Annotated in this window: 12 protein-coding genes; 11 read left to right on the top strand and 1 reads right to left on the bottom strand. The window is 47.6% G+C overall.

Translation table 11 applies throughout. From position 1 onward, the window contains the following. The first annotated feature begins 173 nt into the window (after nt 1-173). The 11 genes from MWG26_RS06520 (at nt 174) to MWG26_RS06570 (ending at nt 14,876) form a co-directional block, all read left to right on the top strand. Nucleotides 174-1,361 carry a glycine C-acetyltransferase gene (locus MWG26_RS06520; RefSeq protein ID WP_044926603.1) on the top strand — a complete coding sequence of 396 codons (1,188 nt, stop codon included), beginning with the start codon at nt 174-176 and terminating at the stop codon, nt 1,359-1,361. Nucleotides 1,362-1,889: 528 nt separating this feature from the next. Beyond that, nucleotides 1,890-2,741, top strand: a complete 852-nt coding sequence (gene licT / locus MWG26_RS06525; protein WP_025655231.1) for a BglG family transcription antiterminator LicT — start codon at nt 1,890-1,892, stop codon at nt 2,739-2,741. A 565-nt stretch (nt 2,742-3,306) separates the two neighbouring features. Further along, nucleotides 3,307-4,707: a PTS transporter subunit EIIC gene (locus MWG26_RS06530; RefSeq protein WP_025655232.1), complete on the top strand. Its 1,401-nt coding sequence runs from the start codon at nt 3,307-3,309 to the stop codon at nt 4,705-4,707. A 3-nt stretch (nt 4,708-4,710) separates the two neighbouring features. Further along, nucleotides 4,711-6,138, top strand: coding sequence for a family 43 glycosylhydrolase (locus MWG26_RS06535; protein ID WP_025655233.1), 1,428 nt, complete (start codon nt 4,711-4,713; stop codon nt 6,136-6,138). Between the two features lies 1 nt (nt 6,139). Beyond that, nucleotides 6,140-7,702 (top strand): DUF5597 domain-containing protein, encoded by a 1,563-nt coding sequence (locus MWG26_RS06540; protein WP_025655234.1) that lies wholly within the window; start codon nt 6,140-6,142, stop codon nt 7,700-7,702. Further along, the gene (ascB, locus tag MWG26_RS06545) at nt 7,699-9,126 is read left to right on the top strand and encodes a 6-phospho-beta-glucosidase (protein ID WP_025655235.1); all 1,428 of its coding nucleotides are present in this window, start codon (nt 7,699-7,701) and stop codon (nt 9,124-9,126) included. Before MWG26_RS06540 ends, ascB begins: the two co-directional genes overlap by 4 nt. A gap of 4 nt (nt 9,127-9,130) precedes the next feature. Continuing rightward, nucleotides 9,131-9,652 carry a PTS sugar transporter subunit IIA gene (locus tag MWG26_RS06550; protein WP_025655236.1) on the top strand — a complete coding sequence of 174 codons (522 nt, stop codon included), beginning with the start codon at nt 9,131-9,133 and terminating at the stop codon, nt 9,650-9,652. 233 nt (nt 9,653-9,885) lie between these two features. Beyond that, a complete protein-coding gene (gene treR / locus MWG26_RS06555) occupies nt 9,886-10,599 on the top strand; it encodes a trehalose operon repressor (protein WP_025655237.1) in 714 nt (237 codons plus the stop codon). 150 nt (nt 10,600-10,749) lie between these two features. Continuing rightward, nucleotides 10,750-12,183 carry a PTS system trehalose-specific EIIBC component gene (treP, locus tag MWG26_RS06560; protein ID WP_025655238.1) on the top strand — a complete coding sequence of 478 codons (1,434 nt, stop codon included), beginning with the start codon at nt 10,750-10,752 and terminating at the stop codon, nt 12,181-12,183. A gap of 95 nt (nt 12,184-12,278) precedes the next feature. Further along, on the top strand, nt 12,279-13,922 hold the full coding sequence (gene treC / locus MWG26_RS06565) for an alpha,alpha-phosphotrehalase (RefSeq protein ID WP_025655239.1): 1,644 nt from the start codon (nt 12,279-12,281) through the stop codon (nt 13,920-13,922). A gap of 99 nt (nt 13,923-14,021) precedes the next feature. Then, nucleotides 14,022-14,876, top strand: coding sequence for a methyltransferase domain-containing protein (locus MWG26_RS06570; RefSeq protein ID WP_244062708.1), 855 nt, complete (start codon nt 14,022-14,024; stop codon nt 14,874-14,876). A gap of 17 nt (nt 14,877-14,893) precedes the next feature. Here MWG26_RS06570 and MWG26_RS06575 read toward each other — a convergent pair whose 3' ends face one another. Further along, nucleotides 14,894-15,748 (bottom strand): helix-turn-helix domain-containing protein, encoded by an 855-nt coding sequence (locus tag MWG26_RS06575; protein ID WP_025655240.1) that lies wholly within the window; start codon nt 15,746-15,748, stop codon nt 14,894-14,896. Nucleotides 15,749-16,354 lie beyond the last annotated feature (606 nt).

The raw sequence follows: 16,354 nt of genomic DNA on the forward strand, positions 1-16,354 counted from the left end.
AAAGGGCAAAAATTACGGGCTGTCCTTTGGACATGATTGAAAATTCATTTGCCCTGCCGGTTGTCCGGTTAAGCGGGAATGCTCATATAATAACAGTTTATTCTTGCATGAACTGTTACGATTATACACGTTTTAGCGGTATAGAATATATTGATTTTGGGAGGAAGACTGAAATGAAAAAAGAGGACGCTCTTGCATACTATAAAAAAGAAGTGGATGATATAAAAGAAGCCGGCCTGTTCAAGGGTGAAAAGCTGATCACATCACCGCAGGGGGCTAAAGTAAAACTGGAGGACGGCCGGGAGCTGCTGAATATGTGTGCCAATAATTACCTTGGACTTGCCAATGACTCCAGGGTCATGGCAGCTGCTGCAAAATCCTATGAGGAAAGGGGATATGGGCTTTCTTCTGTAAGATTTATCTGCGGGACGCAGGATGTGCATAAAGAGCTGGAGGCTGCCATCAGCCGCTTTTTCGGTACGGAGGATACAATTTTGTATTCATCTTGTTTTGATGCTAACGGCGGGCTGTTTGAGACCATTCTGACATCGGATGACGCAGTGATCAGTGATGAGCTGAACCACGCCAGTATCATCGACGGCGTGCGTCTGTGCAAGGCAAAACGATTCCGGTATAAGAACAACGATATGGAAGACCTGCGGGAACAGCTGAAAGCAGCGGATGAAGCGGGTGCAAGAATCAAACTGATTGCTACGGACGGCGTTTTTTCCATGGACGGTATCATTGCGGATCTGAAGGGGATCTGCGATCTGGCGGACGAATATCAGGCGCTCGTAATGGTGGATGACAGCCATTCGGCCGGTTTTGTGGGCAGGACAGGGCGCGGAACAGCGGAACACTGTGGAACAGAAGGCAGAGTGGATGTGATCACAGGTACCCTGGGAAAGGCTCTGGGCGGAGCATCCGGCGGGTATACCACCGGCAGAAAAGAGATCATAGATCTGCTGCGCCAGCGCAGCCGCCCTTACCTTTTTTCAAATACACTTGCACCGGCTATTGCCAAAGCCAGCCTGGAAGTATTTCGGATACTGGAGAGCGATACTTCTCTGAGGGATCACCTGGAAGAGATCACGGCTTATTACAGAAAAGAGATGACAGAGGCAGGATTCGATATTATTGAGAGTACACATCCGATTGTGCCGGTAATGCTTTATGATGAGAAGCTGGCGGGGGAAATGGCGGCTAAGATGATGGAGAAAGGGATTTATGTCGTGGCTTTTTCTTATCCGGTGGTGCCTAAGGGGAAGGCGCGGATCAGAACACAGGTTAGTGCGGGACATACGAAAGAGGATATTGATTATATCGTGAAGTGCTTTAAGGAGGTCAGGGATGAGGTCTAAGGGGGACGCTGAGTGAAAGGCGAGTCTGGTTCCCTCCGGGGAAGTGTATGCCATGTCAATGTCCTTTCCGTTCACGAAGAATCCGTAAGCGAAAAAACAGGGAATATGGAGGGTGTTTGCCGCAGTTGGCCCGAATGCTGATGCATTCGCGCCGCCGGCGGCATCCGGGCGGGAGGGCGGCGTCACGGGAAAGGCGTATTTGGGTGGGCTATTTGGAGCCTTTTGGATTGAGATATTTCTGTTAAAGAACATGGAGTGGTACTGAATTTTTAAGATTAACCGGGAAGCAAGGTGGATGTGGAAATTAATGGATGCTGGTTTTGTGGGATGTGCATAAATTGGGGGCGGTAAAATAGGTAGTTTTTACTATTGTTTTTTTGGCTTTGATTTGTTATAGTACTTTTTGTAAGAAAATTGATTATATGGAATGTTATGATTCAGTTCAGCATGATCCGTTAAGATGTTTATTTCATAGTTTATATGGAATCGTCGTACGGGTCTTTTTTATTTTACTTTGGGGGAAAGCAGATGAAGATTTCCAGAGTTTTGAATAACAGTTGTGTGATTGTGTTAGATGATAATGAGAAAGAGCTGGTTCTTTTGGGGAATGGGATTGGGTATGCTAAGCGGCCGAAGGATACGGTGGATAAGACCAAGGTTGAGAAGGTTTTTGTTCTGCAGGAGGGGCAGCATGTGGAAAGGTTTGCGGAGCTGCTGGAACGGGTGCCGGATGGGATCGTAGATCTTGCGGAGGAATTGATTGAGATGGCACATGACTGGCTGGGGACGGAACTGGATGAGTCTATTCATATTTCGCTGCCCGATCATATTGCGGGGGCGGTGGATAATTATAAGAATGATGTGGTATTACACAATACATTGCTTTTGGAAATAAAAAAGTTTTATGAGAAAGAATATCGTATCGGAGAGGCGGGGCTGAATTTGATTGAGGAACGCCTGGGAATCCGAATGGCCGAGGATGAGGCGGGGTTTATTGCAATGCATTTTGTGAATGCCCAGTCTAATTCGGAAAATGACCAGACCAGGGCAGTGATTACGCTGGTGGATGAGATGGACCGGATTATTTCGCAGTATTTTGGTAAGAAGATGGCGGCTTTGGATAAGAATTCTCTGATTTATTGCAGATATATGACTCATTTGAAATTCTTTGCGCAAAGGGTGCTTACCAAGACTTATTTTGAAGAGAATGATGTGAAGCCGCTGAACCTTACGCTGAGGAAATATAAAGAAGAGTACGCATGCAGCAAGAAGGTGTGCGGGTTTATTGAGAAGAAATATAATTACGAAGTAAATGAGGACGAGGTGCTGTATCTGACTGTGCACCTGGTACAGATAATGAACAGGAAGCAGCAGGTGTAGAATGCTGCGTGTTACTATTCACGGGGCCGTGCACCAAGCTGCACGGCATTCGAGACAATAAAGTGGTGGGGGCGGCAGATGACATGAGGGGCCGCTGGAAGTATAAGTAGATAGTGAAACAGGAATGTTATGATTTAGTTCAGCATGATCCGGATAACCAAGGGGGGCGATTTAAACTGCCGCTAGGTTTTCTGGGTCATTTTTATATATAATAGAAACGTGCTTAGCATTTTCCTATTATATAAAACCCTCTGGGGGATGCACACGCCTCGATAAGGTATATAGCAGCAAGGCAGTATCGCGGCGGCGCCAAAATGTGCAAGCCCCTTATGAGTGAGGGGATGGGGAGTTGAAACGGGCTTGGCCACATTGTTATCATCAGGTCATTTTATATGACCTGCAGCTGATGCTTCCGGGCATCTGTAAACTTGGGAAATACCGCTGTTACGGTGTTTTAAGGTCTCCTGCAGGGACGGATAGATTTCACTTCGGACATGTGATGTTCTAAGGAAACACAAGAGATAAGTTTAAACAATTTATCAGGAAGAAAGAGAGGAAGAGAATTATGGCAAAGGATTACAGCAGGCTGGCGGAACAGATTGTTCAATGCGTCGGCGGAAAAGAAAATATTAAGTCATTGATCCACTGCATGACAAGGTTGCGGTTTCAGCTGCAGGATACGGAGAAAGTGGATACAGAGAAACTGCAGCAGACGGAGGGAGTCATTAAGTTAATGATCTCTGGTGAGCAGTATCAGGTCGTGATCGGCACGCATGTGGATGAAGTGATGGCGGCCATTGAGAAAGTGACCGGTGTTTCCTATGGCGGAAAAATTGATGCGGTGGAGCCGGAAGATGTTAAGAAGGGCTGGAAGGAGAGGCTGTCACCGAAGAATATTGTGAATATATTTATAGATACTGTGGCGGGAATCTTCCTTCCGTTGATGGGCGCTATGATGGGCGCGTCGCTGTTGAAGGCAGTGGCTATTATGTGCTCCACATTCGGATGGCTTTCACCCGATAACACAACGTATACGATTTTATATGCAATCGGGGACGGATTTTTCTATTTTATGCCGATTTTCCTGGCATTTACGGCGGCGAAAAAATTCGATGCAGAGCGTTTTGCAGCGGTTGCAATTGCAGCGGCTATGGTATATCCGGATCTGACGGCACTGTATAGCAGCGGCGCAGAGACACAGTTTCTGGGGATTCCGGTCGTACTGATCAGCTACACTTCATCTGTACTGCCGATTATCGTAGCGGTATATGCGCAGAGTAAGCTGGAAAAGGTTTTGAATAAGATTTTCCCCAAAATGATACGTTCCATCTTTGTGCCGGTTTTAACATTGCTGATTATCGTACCTGTTTCCTTGATTGTAATTGGGCCTGTTACGGATGTGATCGGTTCAGGAATCGGGAACGGACTTGGGTGGCTGGTAGAGACGGTTCCGGCAGTGGCTGGTTTTGCGCTTGGCGTTCTATGGCCAATCCTGATAATTTTTGGATTTCACTGGGGGCTTGTACCGGTTGTAATGAATAATATCACCGTGTATGGAGGGGATATGCTTCTCCCTTGTACGGCCGGAACTAATTTTGCAATGGCCGGCGCAGCACTGGGGATCTGGCTCAAGACCAAGAAGACTTCCGTGAAAAGCGCCGCTCTGCCGGCAGCCGTGTCGGCATTGGTTGGTGGTATTACCGAACCGGCTATTTATGGACTGAACCTGAAATATAAACGTCCGTTTTTTATCGCATGCCTGTGTACCGGCGTGGGCGGTATCTTTGTTGGAATGTCGGGAGTCATGTTCCCATCTGTTATGACAACCTGTATCTTAACCCTGCCGGCGTTGATTGGTTTGGGCGGTGTATCGGTTATCATTGCTTCTGCAATCGGATTTTTTGGAAGTGCGGTACTGACCTATTTGTTTGGATTCAATGATTCTATGGTAAAAGAGGAGGAGTAAATAATGAAGAAACCGGCAGTTAACCCGTATCTGCCGTCCTGGGAATTTGTACCGGACGGGGAGCCACATGTATTTGAAGGCAGGCTCTATGTATATGGATCCCATGACCGTTCACATGGAACCACCTATTGTGAGGAGGACTACGTAGGCTGGAGCGCGCCGCTGGATGATCTGGGAGACTGGAAATACGAAGGCGTGATCTATCGGAAAAATCAGGACAAAGAGAACCCGGACGGTAAGAAGCTGATGTTTGCGCCGGATGCCGCGCAGGGGCCTGATGGACGGTATTATCTGTATTACGGGCTTTCGGATGTGGAATACATAGGGGTGGCGGTCAGCAGTTCGCCGGCCGGCCCCTTTGAATATTACGGAAGAGTAGCATATGAAGACGGCAGTGGTCTGGAGGGGCTGGCATTTGACCCGGGGATTCTAGCAGAAGAAGACGGTATCTATCTTTATTATGGTTTTTCACATAAAGCAGATGATAAAACTAAGAGACAGTTTGAGGTCATGAACAAAAAGATTATGCCGGGTGCATACATGGTGAAGCTTGACAGGGACATGAAAACAGCGGTTTCAAAGCCGGTTCTGATTGCCAATGGCTATTCTTCTGCGAAAGGAACCAGTTTCGAAGAGCATCCGTTTTTTGAGGCTTCCAGTATCCGGCGTATTGGCGGGAAATACTATTTTGTTTACTCCAGCCTGCAAGGACATGAGTTGTGTTACGCAGTATCCGATTCCCCGGAGGGGCCGTTTGTCTACGGCGGAGTAATTGTATCGAACGGTGATATCGGCCTGGGAGAGGGGCAGAGGGCCTATGATGCAAATAATCACGGCGGAATCGTGGAAGTTATGGGGCAGTACTACATTTTTTATCACCGCCATACCCACGGAACACATTTCAGCCGTCAGGGGTGTGCGGAAAAAATACGGATCATGGAAGATGGCAGTATCCCGCAAACGGAGATCACGAGCTGCGGGCTGAATCGCGGCCCGCTGTCTGCAAAAGCACAATATCCGGCATACATTATCTGCAATCTGCACGGTCCCAAACCTGCCTGCCACATACCGTCTAAACCTCCTTATGACGAGACAGTTCCTTATCTGTGGGAAACAAAAGCGAAGGACAGGGAGCAGCGGATATTATATCTGAAGAATCTTCAGAAAAATGCGGCCTGTGGGGTAAAATACCTGGAATTTTCAGGCGTATCAGAGATCAAGGTCACAATCAAAGGCGCATCCGGTCGGATTCATGTCTGCCTGGATGATGAAAAGAACAGCCCGTCAGCCGTGATACATGTGGGAAACACTTCCGAAGAATGGCAGTCCTGCACTGCGCCCGCAGTTATTTCCGACGGCATTCATGCAGTCTATTTCTGGTTTGAACCAGACGCAGGCTCCATGGACATGCTGGATTTCAGGTTCTCATAATATGAAGAATATTTCTGAAATAAGAAAAATTGACGGTATATGGACGCTGCTTGTGGATGGGAAACCATTTACCATGTTATGTGGGGAAGTGCATAACTCGTCGGCGTCCGATGCCGGATATATGGAAGAGCAGGTATGGCCTTTTCTGAAAGGGCTTCATATAAACAGCCTTCTGGTTCCGGTTTACTGGGAAATGATAGAGGCTAAGGAGGGGGATTTTGATTTTAATGTATTAGATGCTATTATTGAACAGGCAGAAAGGGAAGGCGTCAAACTTGGAATACTTTGGTTAGGCCTGTGGAAAAACGGAATCTCCAGCTATGCCCCGGAGTGGGTGAAGAAGGATCCGGGACGCTTCTTTCGGTCAGAAGACAGATATAACCGGCCCATGGATGTCATTTCCGCGTTCTGCAAGGCGGCTGTAGAAGCGGACGCAAAGGCATTTGGCAGATTGATGGAACACATTGGTGAGAAAAATAAAGAGACGCAGAACGTCATTTTGGTACAGGTAGAAAACGAAGTGGGGCTGCTGGGCAGCGACAGAGACTATTCCCCGGAAGCAAATGCGCTATTTGCGAAAGAAATTCCCGGGGAGGTTTCGGGGATGTATGAGAGAAGCGGTTCCTGGGAGCAGGCGTTTGGAGAAGAGGCTGCCGAAGTTTTCATGGAATATGCCTACGCCCGTGCCGTAGGGTGGATTGCCAAAGCCGGAAAAGAGGCGTACCCGCTTCCGATGTGCGTGAATGCATGGATTGAAAAATTTCCATGGCGTCCGGGCGGATATCCAAGCGGCGGCCCAATCGCCCGCTTCCTTCCGCTCTGGAAAAGATTTGCACCTGATATAGATGCAGTATGCCCGGATGTGTATACCTCAGATTTCAAAGGGATCTGCAGGGAATATAAGACGGCGGGGAATCCGCTTCTGATTCCGGAGCACAGACGCGATATCAGGAATATCAGCCATTTGTTTTATGCAGCAGGTGCGTGCCAGGCTCTGTGCTTTTCACCCTTTGGCATCGAGGATTTTCTGATGCCGCCGGAGACACGGACAGGGATCGGCAATCCGGAGGTTATGAAAATCCTAAATATCGATAAGAGCGCATGGGAGTGCGAAAAGACAGGTGTTTTTCTGGGCTTGGCATATCAACTGCTGGCTTCCTCCATGGATGTGATATACCGATATCAGAAAATGGGGAAAGTGCATGGATTTCTGCGGGAAAATGAACATGATAAGGGAACGGTCATACACCTTTCATCCTGCGATGTGCAGATCGGCTATATAGACCAGAAGCCGGATACGCCGAAGTCGGCAGGGCTGATTATAGAAAGCGGGGACAGGGAGTTCTATGCCGCAGGCGTGAATTTTAGATATTCACTGCTTCCGCCTAAAAACGAGATGAGAGAGGCAGGCATATTGGAATACAGCGAAGGGCAGTTTAGAGATGGTGAGTTCCGAAGAGGCCGCATACTGAACGGAGACGAGAGGTACTGCATGCTGATGTTGGAAAAACCGGAGCTGCAGCGAGTGAAATGGTATTTTTATCAGGAGGATATAGAAAGATGAAACAGATATTTCCGGAAACATTTTTGTGGGGAGGTGCGGTGGCGGCCAATCAATGTGAAGGCGCTTATCTGGAGGACGGAAAAGGACTTTCCATACAGGACGTGACTCCGAGAGGGATTATGGGGGCGCCCACTGAAACACCTACCAAAGATAATATGAAACTGACGGGCATTGATTTTTATCACCGCTATAAGGAAGACATCAGGCTGTTTGCAGAGATGGGGTTTAAAGTGTTCCGGACTTCCATAGCATGGTCCAGGATTTACCCGCATGGGGACGACAGAGAGCCGAATGAGAAGGGACTTCAGTTTTACGATGATTTATTTGATGAATGCCATAAATATGGAATAGAGCCTTTGGTGACAATTTCTCACTACGAAACGCCCCTGCATCTCGCTAAAGAGTACAATGGATGGACCAATAGGAAACTGATTGGTTTCTATGAAAATTATGTGAGGACTATTTTTAAGCGCTATAGAGGGAAAGTGAAGTATTGGCTGACGTTTAATGAGATCAATTCCGTCCTTCATGCCCCTTTTATGAGCGGAGCAATCATGACGCCGAAGGAGTCTCTCTCCCAGCAGGATCTGTACCAGGCAATCCATCATGAACTGGTAGCAAGTGCACGGGCGGTCAGCCTCGCACATGAGATGATGCCGGGGGCCATGGTGGGCTGCATGATTCTGGGAAACCCCACATATCCGCTGACGCCGGATCCGTCCGATGTTATTAAGGCGATGAAGCGCGATCAGGAGAATTATTATTTTGCTGATGTACAGGTAAGGGGATATTACCCCCGGTATATGGACAGCTTTTTTGCGGAAAATAACGTGAAGATACAGATGCTTCCCGGAGACGAGGAAATTCTGAAAAATACGGTGGACTTCATATCTTTTAGTTATTACGGAAGCACATGTGAATCTGCAGACCCAAAAGCCAAAACGGGGGAAGGCAATATCATGGGAGGCGTGACCAATCCCTGCCTGCCGGTCAGCGAGTGGGGATGGCCTATCGATGCGCAGGGGCTGCGCTACTATCTGAATCAGTTGTATGACCGATACCAGAAGCCTTTGTTTATTGTAGAAAATGGCCTTGGAGCCGTGGATGAGCTCAAGGCAGATGAGGGCGGTGTACTGACTGTGGAGGATGATTACCGAATCCAGTATCTGGACGCCCATATCCGGGAAATGGCGAAAGCCATAGAAGACGGCGTAGATTTGCTGGGATACACTACCTGGGGCTGCATCGATCTGGTCAGTGCAAGTACGGCACAGCTGAAGAAGAGATATGGATTTATCTACGTGGACAGAAATGACGACGGCAGCGGTACGCTGAACAGATATAAGAAAAAATCATTTTACTGGTACAAAAACGTAATTGAAACAAACGGGCAGTGTCTGGAAGATGAAAAGAAAGGAGTGTAGGGCTATGTTATCATTTTTAAAGAAAAAGAACCAGGAGGAAACCGTAAAAGAGCTGAAAGCATGTATATCCGGCAGAGTCATTCCGATCACAGAAGTAAAAGACCAGGTATTTTCATCCAGGGCGCTTGGGGACGGCATTGCGATAGAACCAGAGGGCAATATCATAACAGCCCCTGGTGACGGCGTCATATCGGTTATCATGGAAGATACCCGCCACGCAGTGGGAATGACACTCAATAACGGGGCCGAGATTTTGATTCATGAGGGGCTTGATACCGTAGAAATGAATGGAGAGGGATTCGAACTATTCGTGAAAGCGGGTGATAAGGTAAAGGCCGGGGACAGACTGCTGAAGTTTGATGCTGACCTCATATTGGAGAGAGGGTTTGAGAGGACTTGCGTTCTTGTATTGACAAACACGGATGAGTTTCCAGACGTTACCTTTCATACGGGGATGTCTGGGGAGCAGAATCAGACGGTAGTGGTTAGCTTTTTAGGGACGGGTGGGGGTGCGTCCAAACGGTAGTAGTGGTCGTCTGCTAGGGGACGCTTTGTAAGCTGGGAAGCATATTGAATCGTATGGCGGGAGCGTATAGCAGCGGTTTGTAGAAAGGGCAGGGCGTGATTGGCTTATTTTAAATGGCGAATGGTATATGTTATCATTTAGAGGCGCATTCTATAAAAATTCCTACTTGTCCTTTTTTAAAAAATAGTTATACTTATAAGTATAAACATATAGGAAAGTTGGGATGTTGCTTTATGGCAAGCAAATACGTAAAAGTCTACAGTGCATTAAAAAAGCAGATTGAGCTTGGTGAATATGGCGTAGGCCAGCTGATTCCCCCGGAAGGGGAGCTGATGCAGGAATACATGGTATCCAGGGACACGGTGCGCAAAGCGCTGGGGATGCTGGAAAACCAGGGGTATATCCAGAAGTCCAGAGGAAAGGCAGCGGTTGTTGTTGAGAAAAAGGACTACAAGTTCCCGTTCGCGGAGATTGCCAGCTTTAAGGAACTGAATGAAAATCTGGGACGGCGGACGGAGACGGAGGTGGAGAACCTGGAGATTCTGACGGATAAGAAGCAGATCATGGCAGTTTTTGGAGATGACAGGGAAAAAGAAATCTATGAGCTGCTGCGCATCCGGAAGATCGAAGGCGAGCGGGTGATTATCGACCATGATTATTTCAAAAGAAGCGTGGTGACGAACCTTCCTCTCAGGGCCTGCAGGGATTCTGTCTATGCATACCTGGAAAAAGAACTGGGAATTCGGATTGGCTATGCCTCCAAAGAAATATCCGTAGAGACAGCAAATGATGAGGATAAAAAGTATCTGGATCTGGGAGAATATAACCTGGTGGTGGTAGTGAAAAGCTATACGTACATGCGGGATCATTGTTTGTTCCAGTTTACGGAATCGAGACACAGACCGGACCACTTCCGCTTTGTAGGATTTGCACAAAGAAAAGAATAGAAATTTATGAATGGTGCCGAAAATGAGTGCGGCACCATTTTTATTTCCTAAAATGCTTGACTAACAAATACGTATATGATAGCTTAAAATTAACATATACGTATAAGTTGATAAAGGAGATTCACTTCAAAATTAGGAGGAATAGGGAGAATGGCTGAGTTTTCAAAAGACGCTGAAAAGCTGTTAGAATTGATCGGAGGGAAAGAGAATGTGGTCTCTTTCACCCACTGTGCCACCAGAATGCGCTTTGTTCTCGCAGATGAGAAAAAGGCAGATGTAAAAAAGATCGAGGAATTGCCTTCTGTAAAGGGAAGCTTTACACAGGGAGGCCAGTTCCAGGTAATTATCGGTAACAAAGTATCCGTTTTCTTTGATGAGTTTTCCAGGATCAGCAGAATGGACGGCGTGGATAAACAGGAAGTAAAAGCGGCGGCCAAAGGCAAGATGAACCTTCTGCAGAGGGGCGTTGCGAACCTTGCGGAGATATTTGCGCCGATCATTCCGGCCATCATTGTCGGCGGTCTGATCCTGGGATTTCGAAATATCATCGGTGATATCAAGCTTCTGGAGGACGGGACAAAATCCATTACCGAAGTGTACCAGATGTGGGCGGGAATCTACAATTTCCTGTGGCTGATCGGCGAGGCCATATTCGTATTCCTGCCGGTGGGTATCACATGGTCCGTATGTAAGAAGATGAATGTGGACCAGATGCTGGGGATCGTGCTTGGTATCACACTCGTCTCCCCGCAGCTGATGTCGGCAAGCGATTACATCGCTGCTGTGGAAGCAGGCGAAGCGGTGAAAACATGGGACTTCGGCGCATTCCATATCAACATGGTAGGATATCAGTCCCAGGTCATACCGGCCATCTTAGTCGGCCTGGTTTTCGCGGTGTTCTACCGGTTCCTGAAAAAACGTGTGCCGGAAATGATTTCTATGATTGTCGTGCCATTCTGTTCCCTTGTACCGGCGGTGCTTTTGGCACATACCGTAATCGGCCCATTCGGAAGGATGATTGGCGACGGCCTTGCAAGCATTATCATGGCAGGATTCAGCTCCTCATTCAGCTGGCTCTTCAGCGGAATTTACGGACTCCTGTATCCATTGCTGGTGATCACCGGGCTGCACCACTCTATGCTGCCGATTGATCTTCAGACTGTTGCAGCCATGGGCGGAATCTATACATTCCCGGTTGTAGCTTTAAGCAACATTGCACAGGCCTCCGCAGTAATGGCTTTTGTATTTCTTCATAAAAAAGACGCAAGGGTCAAAGAAGTGGGGATCCCCTCATTTGTATCAGGGTTCCTGGGAGTTACGGAACCGGCAATGTTCGGTGTAAATCTGAAATATTTATATCCCTTTATCGGAGCTATGCTGGCAAGCGGCGTCATGGGGATTATATCCCGGGTATTTGGGGTGATTGCAAACAGCGTCGGAGTCGGGGGTATCCCTGCATTTTTATCAATGCGCGGAGATAAGATGCTGATCTATATCGTATGTATTGTGATTGACATTGTTCTGGCATTTCTTTTTACCGTTCTTCTGTCTAAGACCAAACTGAAAGATTACGGAAATAAATAGGAAGTACATCAATGGACAGAAAAGAACATGAATTAAAAGGAAGATTATGAATCGATAATCATTATGATCAGGAGACTATGAGAAGGAGAAGATATATGAATTTAGGAAATAAAGTCGTTTATCAGATTTATCCAAAGTCATTCCAGGATTCCAATGGGGATGGCCTTGGAGATCTGGCAGGGATCATCAGCCGGCTGGATTACCTGGCAGAGCTGGGAGCAGACTACCTTTGGATTACGCCCTTTTTTGTATCCCCCCAGTATGATAACGGGTACGACATAGCGGATTACCGCAGGATTGATCCCCGTTACGGCACGATGAAAGAATTTGAAACCCTGGTAGCCGAGGCGGGAAAGAGGAATATGTATCTGATGATGGACATGGTGTTCAACCACTGCTCCACCCGCCACGAATGGTTCCAAAAAGCGCTGGAAGGAGATCCATATTACCGTGATTTCTTCATCATCAGAAAAGGGAAAAACGGACTGCCCCCGACAAACTGGGTGTCCAAGTTCGGGGGGAACGCATGGAGCTATCTGCCCGCGACAGACGAGTATTACCTGCATCTCTTCCATGTGACACAGGCGGATTTAAACTGGGAAAACCCAAATGTGCGAAAGGAATGTTATGATATCATACGCTTTTGGATGGATAAAGGGGTAAAAGGTTTCCGTTTTGACGTGATCAACCTGATTTCCAAACCAGAGGTATACGAGGACGACCTGATTGGGGATGGGCATACATTTTACACGGACGGCGCAAAGATCCATGATTATCTTCATGAGCTGAACCGGGAGACATTCGGCAGATGCGGCGACATCGTTACGGTTGGGGAGATGTCGTCTACAACCCTGGAAAACAGCATCCGTTATTCCAACCCGGAATCAGAGGAGTTGTCCATGATTTTCAGTTTCCACCATCTGAAAGTGGATTACCCGTCCGGAAATAAATGGGCAGTGGAGCCTTTTAGATTCCACGATCTGAAGAAAAATCTTTTTACCTGGCAGAGGGAGATGGAAAAAGGCGGAGGATGGAATGCGCTGTTCTGGTGCAATCACGATCAGCCCAGAATCGTATCCCGTATTGGGGATGACAAAGAATACCGCCTGGAATCTGCAAAAATGCTTGCCACAACCATACACGGACTGCGGGGGACACCCTATATCTACCAGGGAGAAGAGATCGGGATGACCAATGCTGGATATACAGAGATCGGCCAGTATCGGGATATAGAATCGCTGAATTACTTCAACATCCTGAAGCAGGAGGGCAAGAACGAACAGGAGATCTACGAGATTCTGGGCAAAAAATCCAGAGACAACTCCCGCACCCCGATGCAGTGGGATGACACAGAACATGCAGGGTTTACCGATGGAACCCCGTGGATATCCGTAATCCAGAATTATAAAGAGATCAATACACTGGACCGGAACCAGGAAGATTCTATCTTCCAATATTATAAAAAACTCATTGAACTTAGAAAAACCTATCCGGTCATAGCGGACGGAACCTTTGAAGCACTTCTTGAAGACCATCCACAGATCCTGGCCTATAAGCGGGCCAATGCACATAGCGAACTTTATGTGTTCTGCAACTACTATCCCCGGAATGTAGAAATACCGATGGAAATACCGGGGGACTGCAGAAGCATCCTATCAAACTATCCCCAGAGCAATCTTTCCGTGCTCCGGCCTTATGAAGCAGTTATGCTGTATCGGGAGAAAGGGAACGAGGAATAGGAAGCGGCCCTGGCTTCCGGCACCGGTCTCAACCATTGGTAGAATTTACGCAGAATCTCAATGAATGGGTGATTGCCTTTGAATTTACTGCCTTGTATAATGAAAGAAAAGGTGGTGAATGTAATGTCATATCTGGCACAAAATCTGGTATGGTTCAGAAAGAAGAACGGATTGACACAGGATGATCTGGCGACGCGGCTGGGAATCTCTTATCAGGCAGTATCCAAGTGGGAAAACAATCAATCTCTTCCCGATGTGGAACAGCTTGTTCGGATTTCAGATATCTTCCATATCAGCATGGACGCGTTGATGGGCCATACGCCGTCCCGCGAAAAATTGACCCAATATGAGGCGAAGTATCTGCAGGAAGATTATTATTGGGGCCTGGAGCCCTCCCCATTGTGTTATGAGGTCATGCGGCTAAAGCCTCCCACGCAGCCGTGGCGGGTCTTGGATATTGGCTGCGGAGAGGGCAAGGATGCGGTTTTCTTTGCAAGAAATGGATACGACGTGTCTGCATTTGATCTTGCAGACCAGGGCCTTGAAAAGGCGAAGAAGCTGGCGGCTGTATACGGTGTGGAAGTGAATTTCTTTCAGGCTGATGTGCTGGATTTCAGAGCCAATTCCGAATTTGATATCGTTTTTTCCTCAGGTGTTTTGCACTATCTGACGGAGGATATCCGAGAGGCAGCCATCCGGTCCTACAAGGAGCATACTGCGAATGGAGGCATCCATGCGCTGAATGTATTTGTAAGCAAGCCGTTTCTCTCACTTCCGCCGGACGAGGAGTCCCCCGAGACATTATGGCGCTCCGGGGAATTGGCAATGTTATACCACGACTGGCATTTGCGCAGCTTTTCGGAAGAGATTTTTGACTGCAGCAGCAGTGGGATACCGCATAAACACTGTATGGATGTGATGATCGCGGAAAACGGCTTTTTGGCCGGCTGCTGATACGGCCGCTTGGCTTCCTAACTCCGCTTATACTTAGTGGGCGGCTCCCCATAATGTTTTTTAAATAATTTGCTGAAGTGGTAAGCATCGTCATACCCTACCATTTCCGCCACATTCTGGATACTGAGTCCGGGAGCTGCTTCGAGAAGCTCCCGGGCTTTTTCCATCCTTAGCTCAATCAGATAATTGATCGGCGTGTCGCCGGTCTCGCTTTTGAATATTTTAGAAAGATAAAACGTACTCAGATACATATTGCGGGCAATCCGGTCCAGGGAAATCTTTTCCTGATAATGCTCATTGAAATAGCGGATCATCTGATTGACGACGTATTTTTTATTCGGTGATTCAAAAATACATCCTTTCGTATTCCTGATCCCCTCAGCCGCTTCCTTCTGCTCCCGGAGAAGCAGAAGAATCAGCTGGATGAGGTAGGCTTTCAGCATAAAATAGCGCCCCGGGCGGTAAGCCTGGAACTCCTTCCCCATGGATGCACAAATGCGGAATACCTCCTGCCGGATGACTTCCTTCATGGGAAGAATCACATTCCCCCCAGGGAGCGGAAATGTGTTGGGAGGCAGATCACGCAGATGAAGATCCGAGAATGCAATATAATACTCAACTGCACTGTCGCCGGGGCAGGTGTAAAGGCTCTTGTGGTAGACTCCCGGATTCAGGATGATTAGGTCGCCCTGCTTTACGGGATATTCCTTACCGTCTATGTAAAAAGTACAATGTCCTTTCTTCACAATGGACAATTCGATGTGTTCATGACAGTGGTAATTGTTTTCAGACTCCGTGCGCTTAAGTTCACAAAAAAACAAAAACGTGGGGTTCAAATCATCGTAGGTCAGATCATATTCCGGTCTGCACATATTGAGGCCTCCTAAAAAGTATTTAGATGCATTATACTCCATGATCCGGCAGATGAAAAGAGAAAATCGGGATTTAGTGGCGAGCTTTAGTCCCGGGGCGGATGGAGGGGGACGCTTAACGTGAGCCGGGAGATGCTGCGGAAAGTGTCTGCCCTGTTGGAAATACAGCCCGCTGCGCCAAGCAGCAGTAAGAGGAAATCCGCAGAACCAGCCGGAACCGAACACATTCACCGCTTAATCTGATGATTAAGCGCCTCAGGTGTTCTAAAAAGCTGCTTCGGGAGCAGCTTTTTTCCGGCTGGTTCTGCGGATTTCCTCTAACTGCTGCCAGGCTCGCTAACATGCATTTCCAACAGGGCAGGCACTTTCCGCAGCATCTCCCGGCTCACGGTAAGCTGGTTCATCCGGCCGGTAGGTTTAGGACCCGTTACTAAGATGGGGCCTCAAACGGGGGCAGCGGATGTGGATTGGCTATGCGTATCTTTTCATCTTCAAGATGTGTATTGAATTATTTTGATACTGAAACCGTATCCCATTGCTTATGTACACCTACTGAGGACATAAAAGTACCGCCAATTCAATACCATACGCTGCCCCCGCTTGAGG

Source organism: Faecalicatena contorta, from assembly GCF_022835095.1.
Classification (GTDB): Bacteria; Bacillota; Clostridia; order Lachnospirales; family Lachnospiraceae; genus Faecalicatena; species Faecalicatena contorta.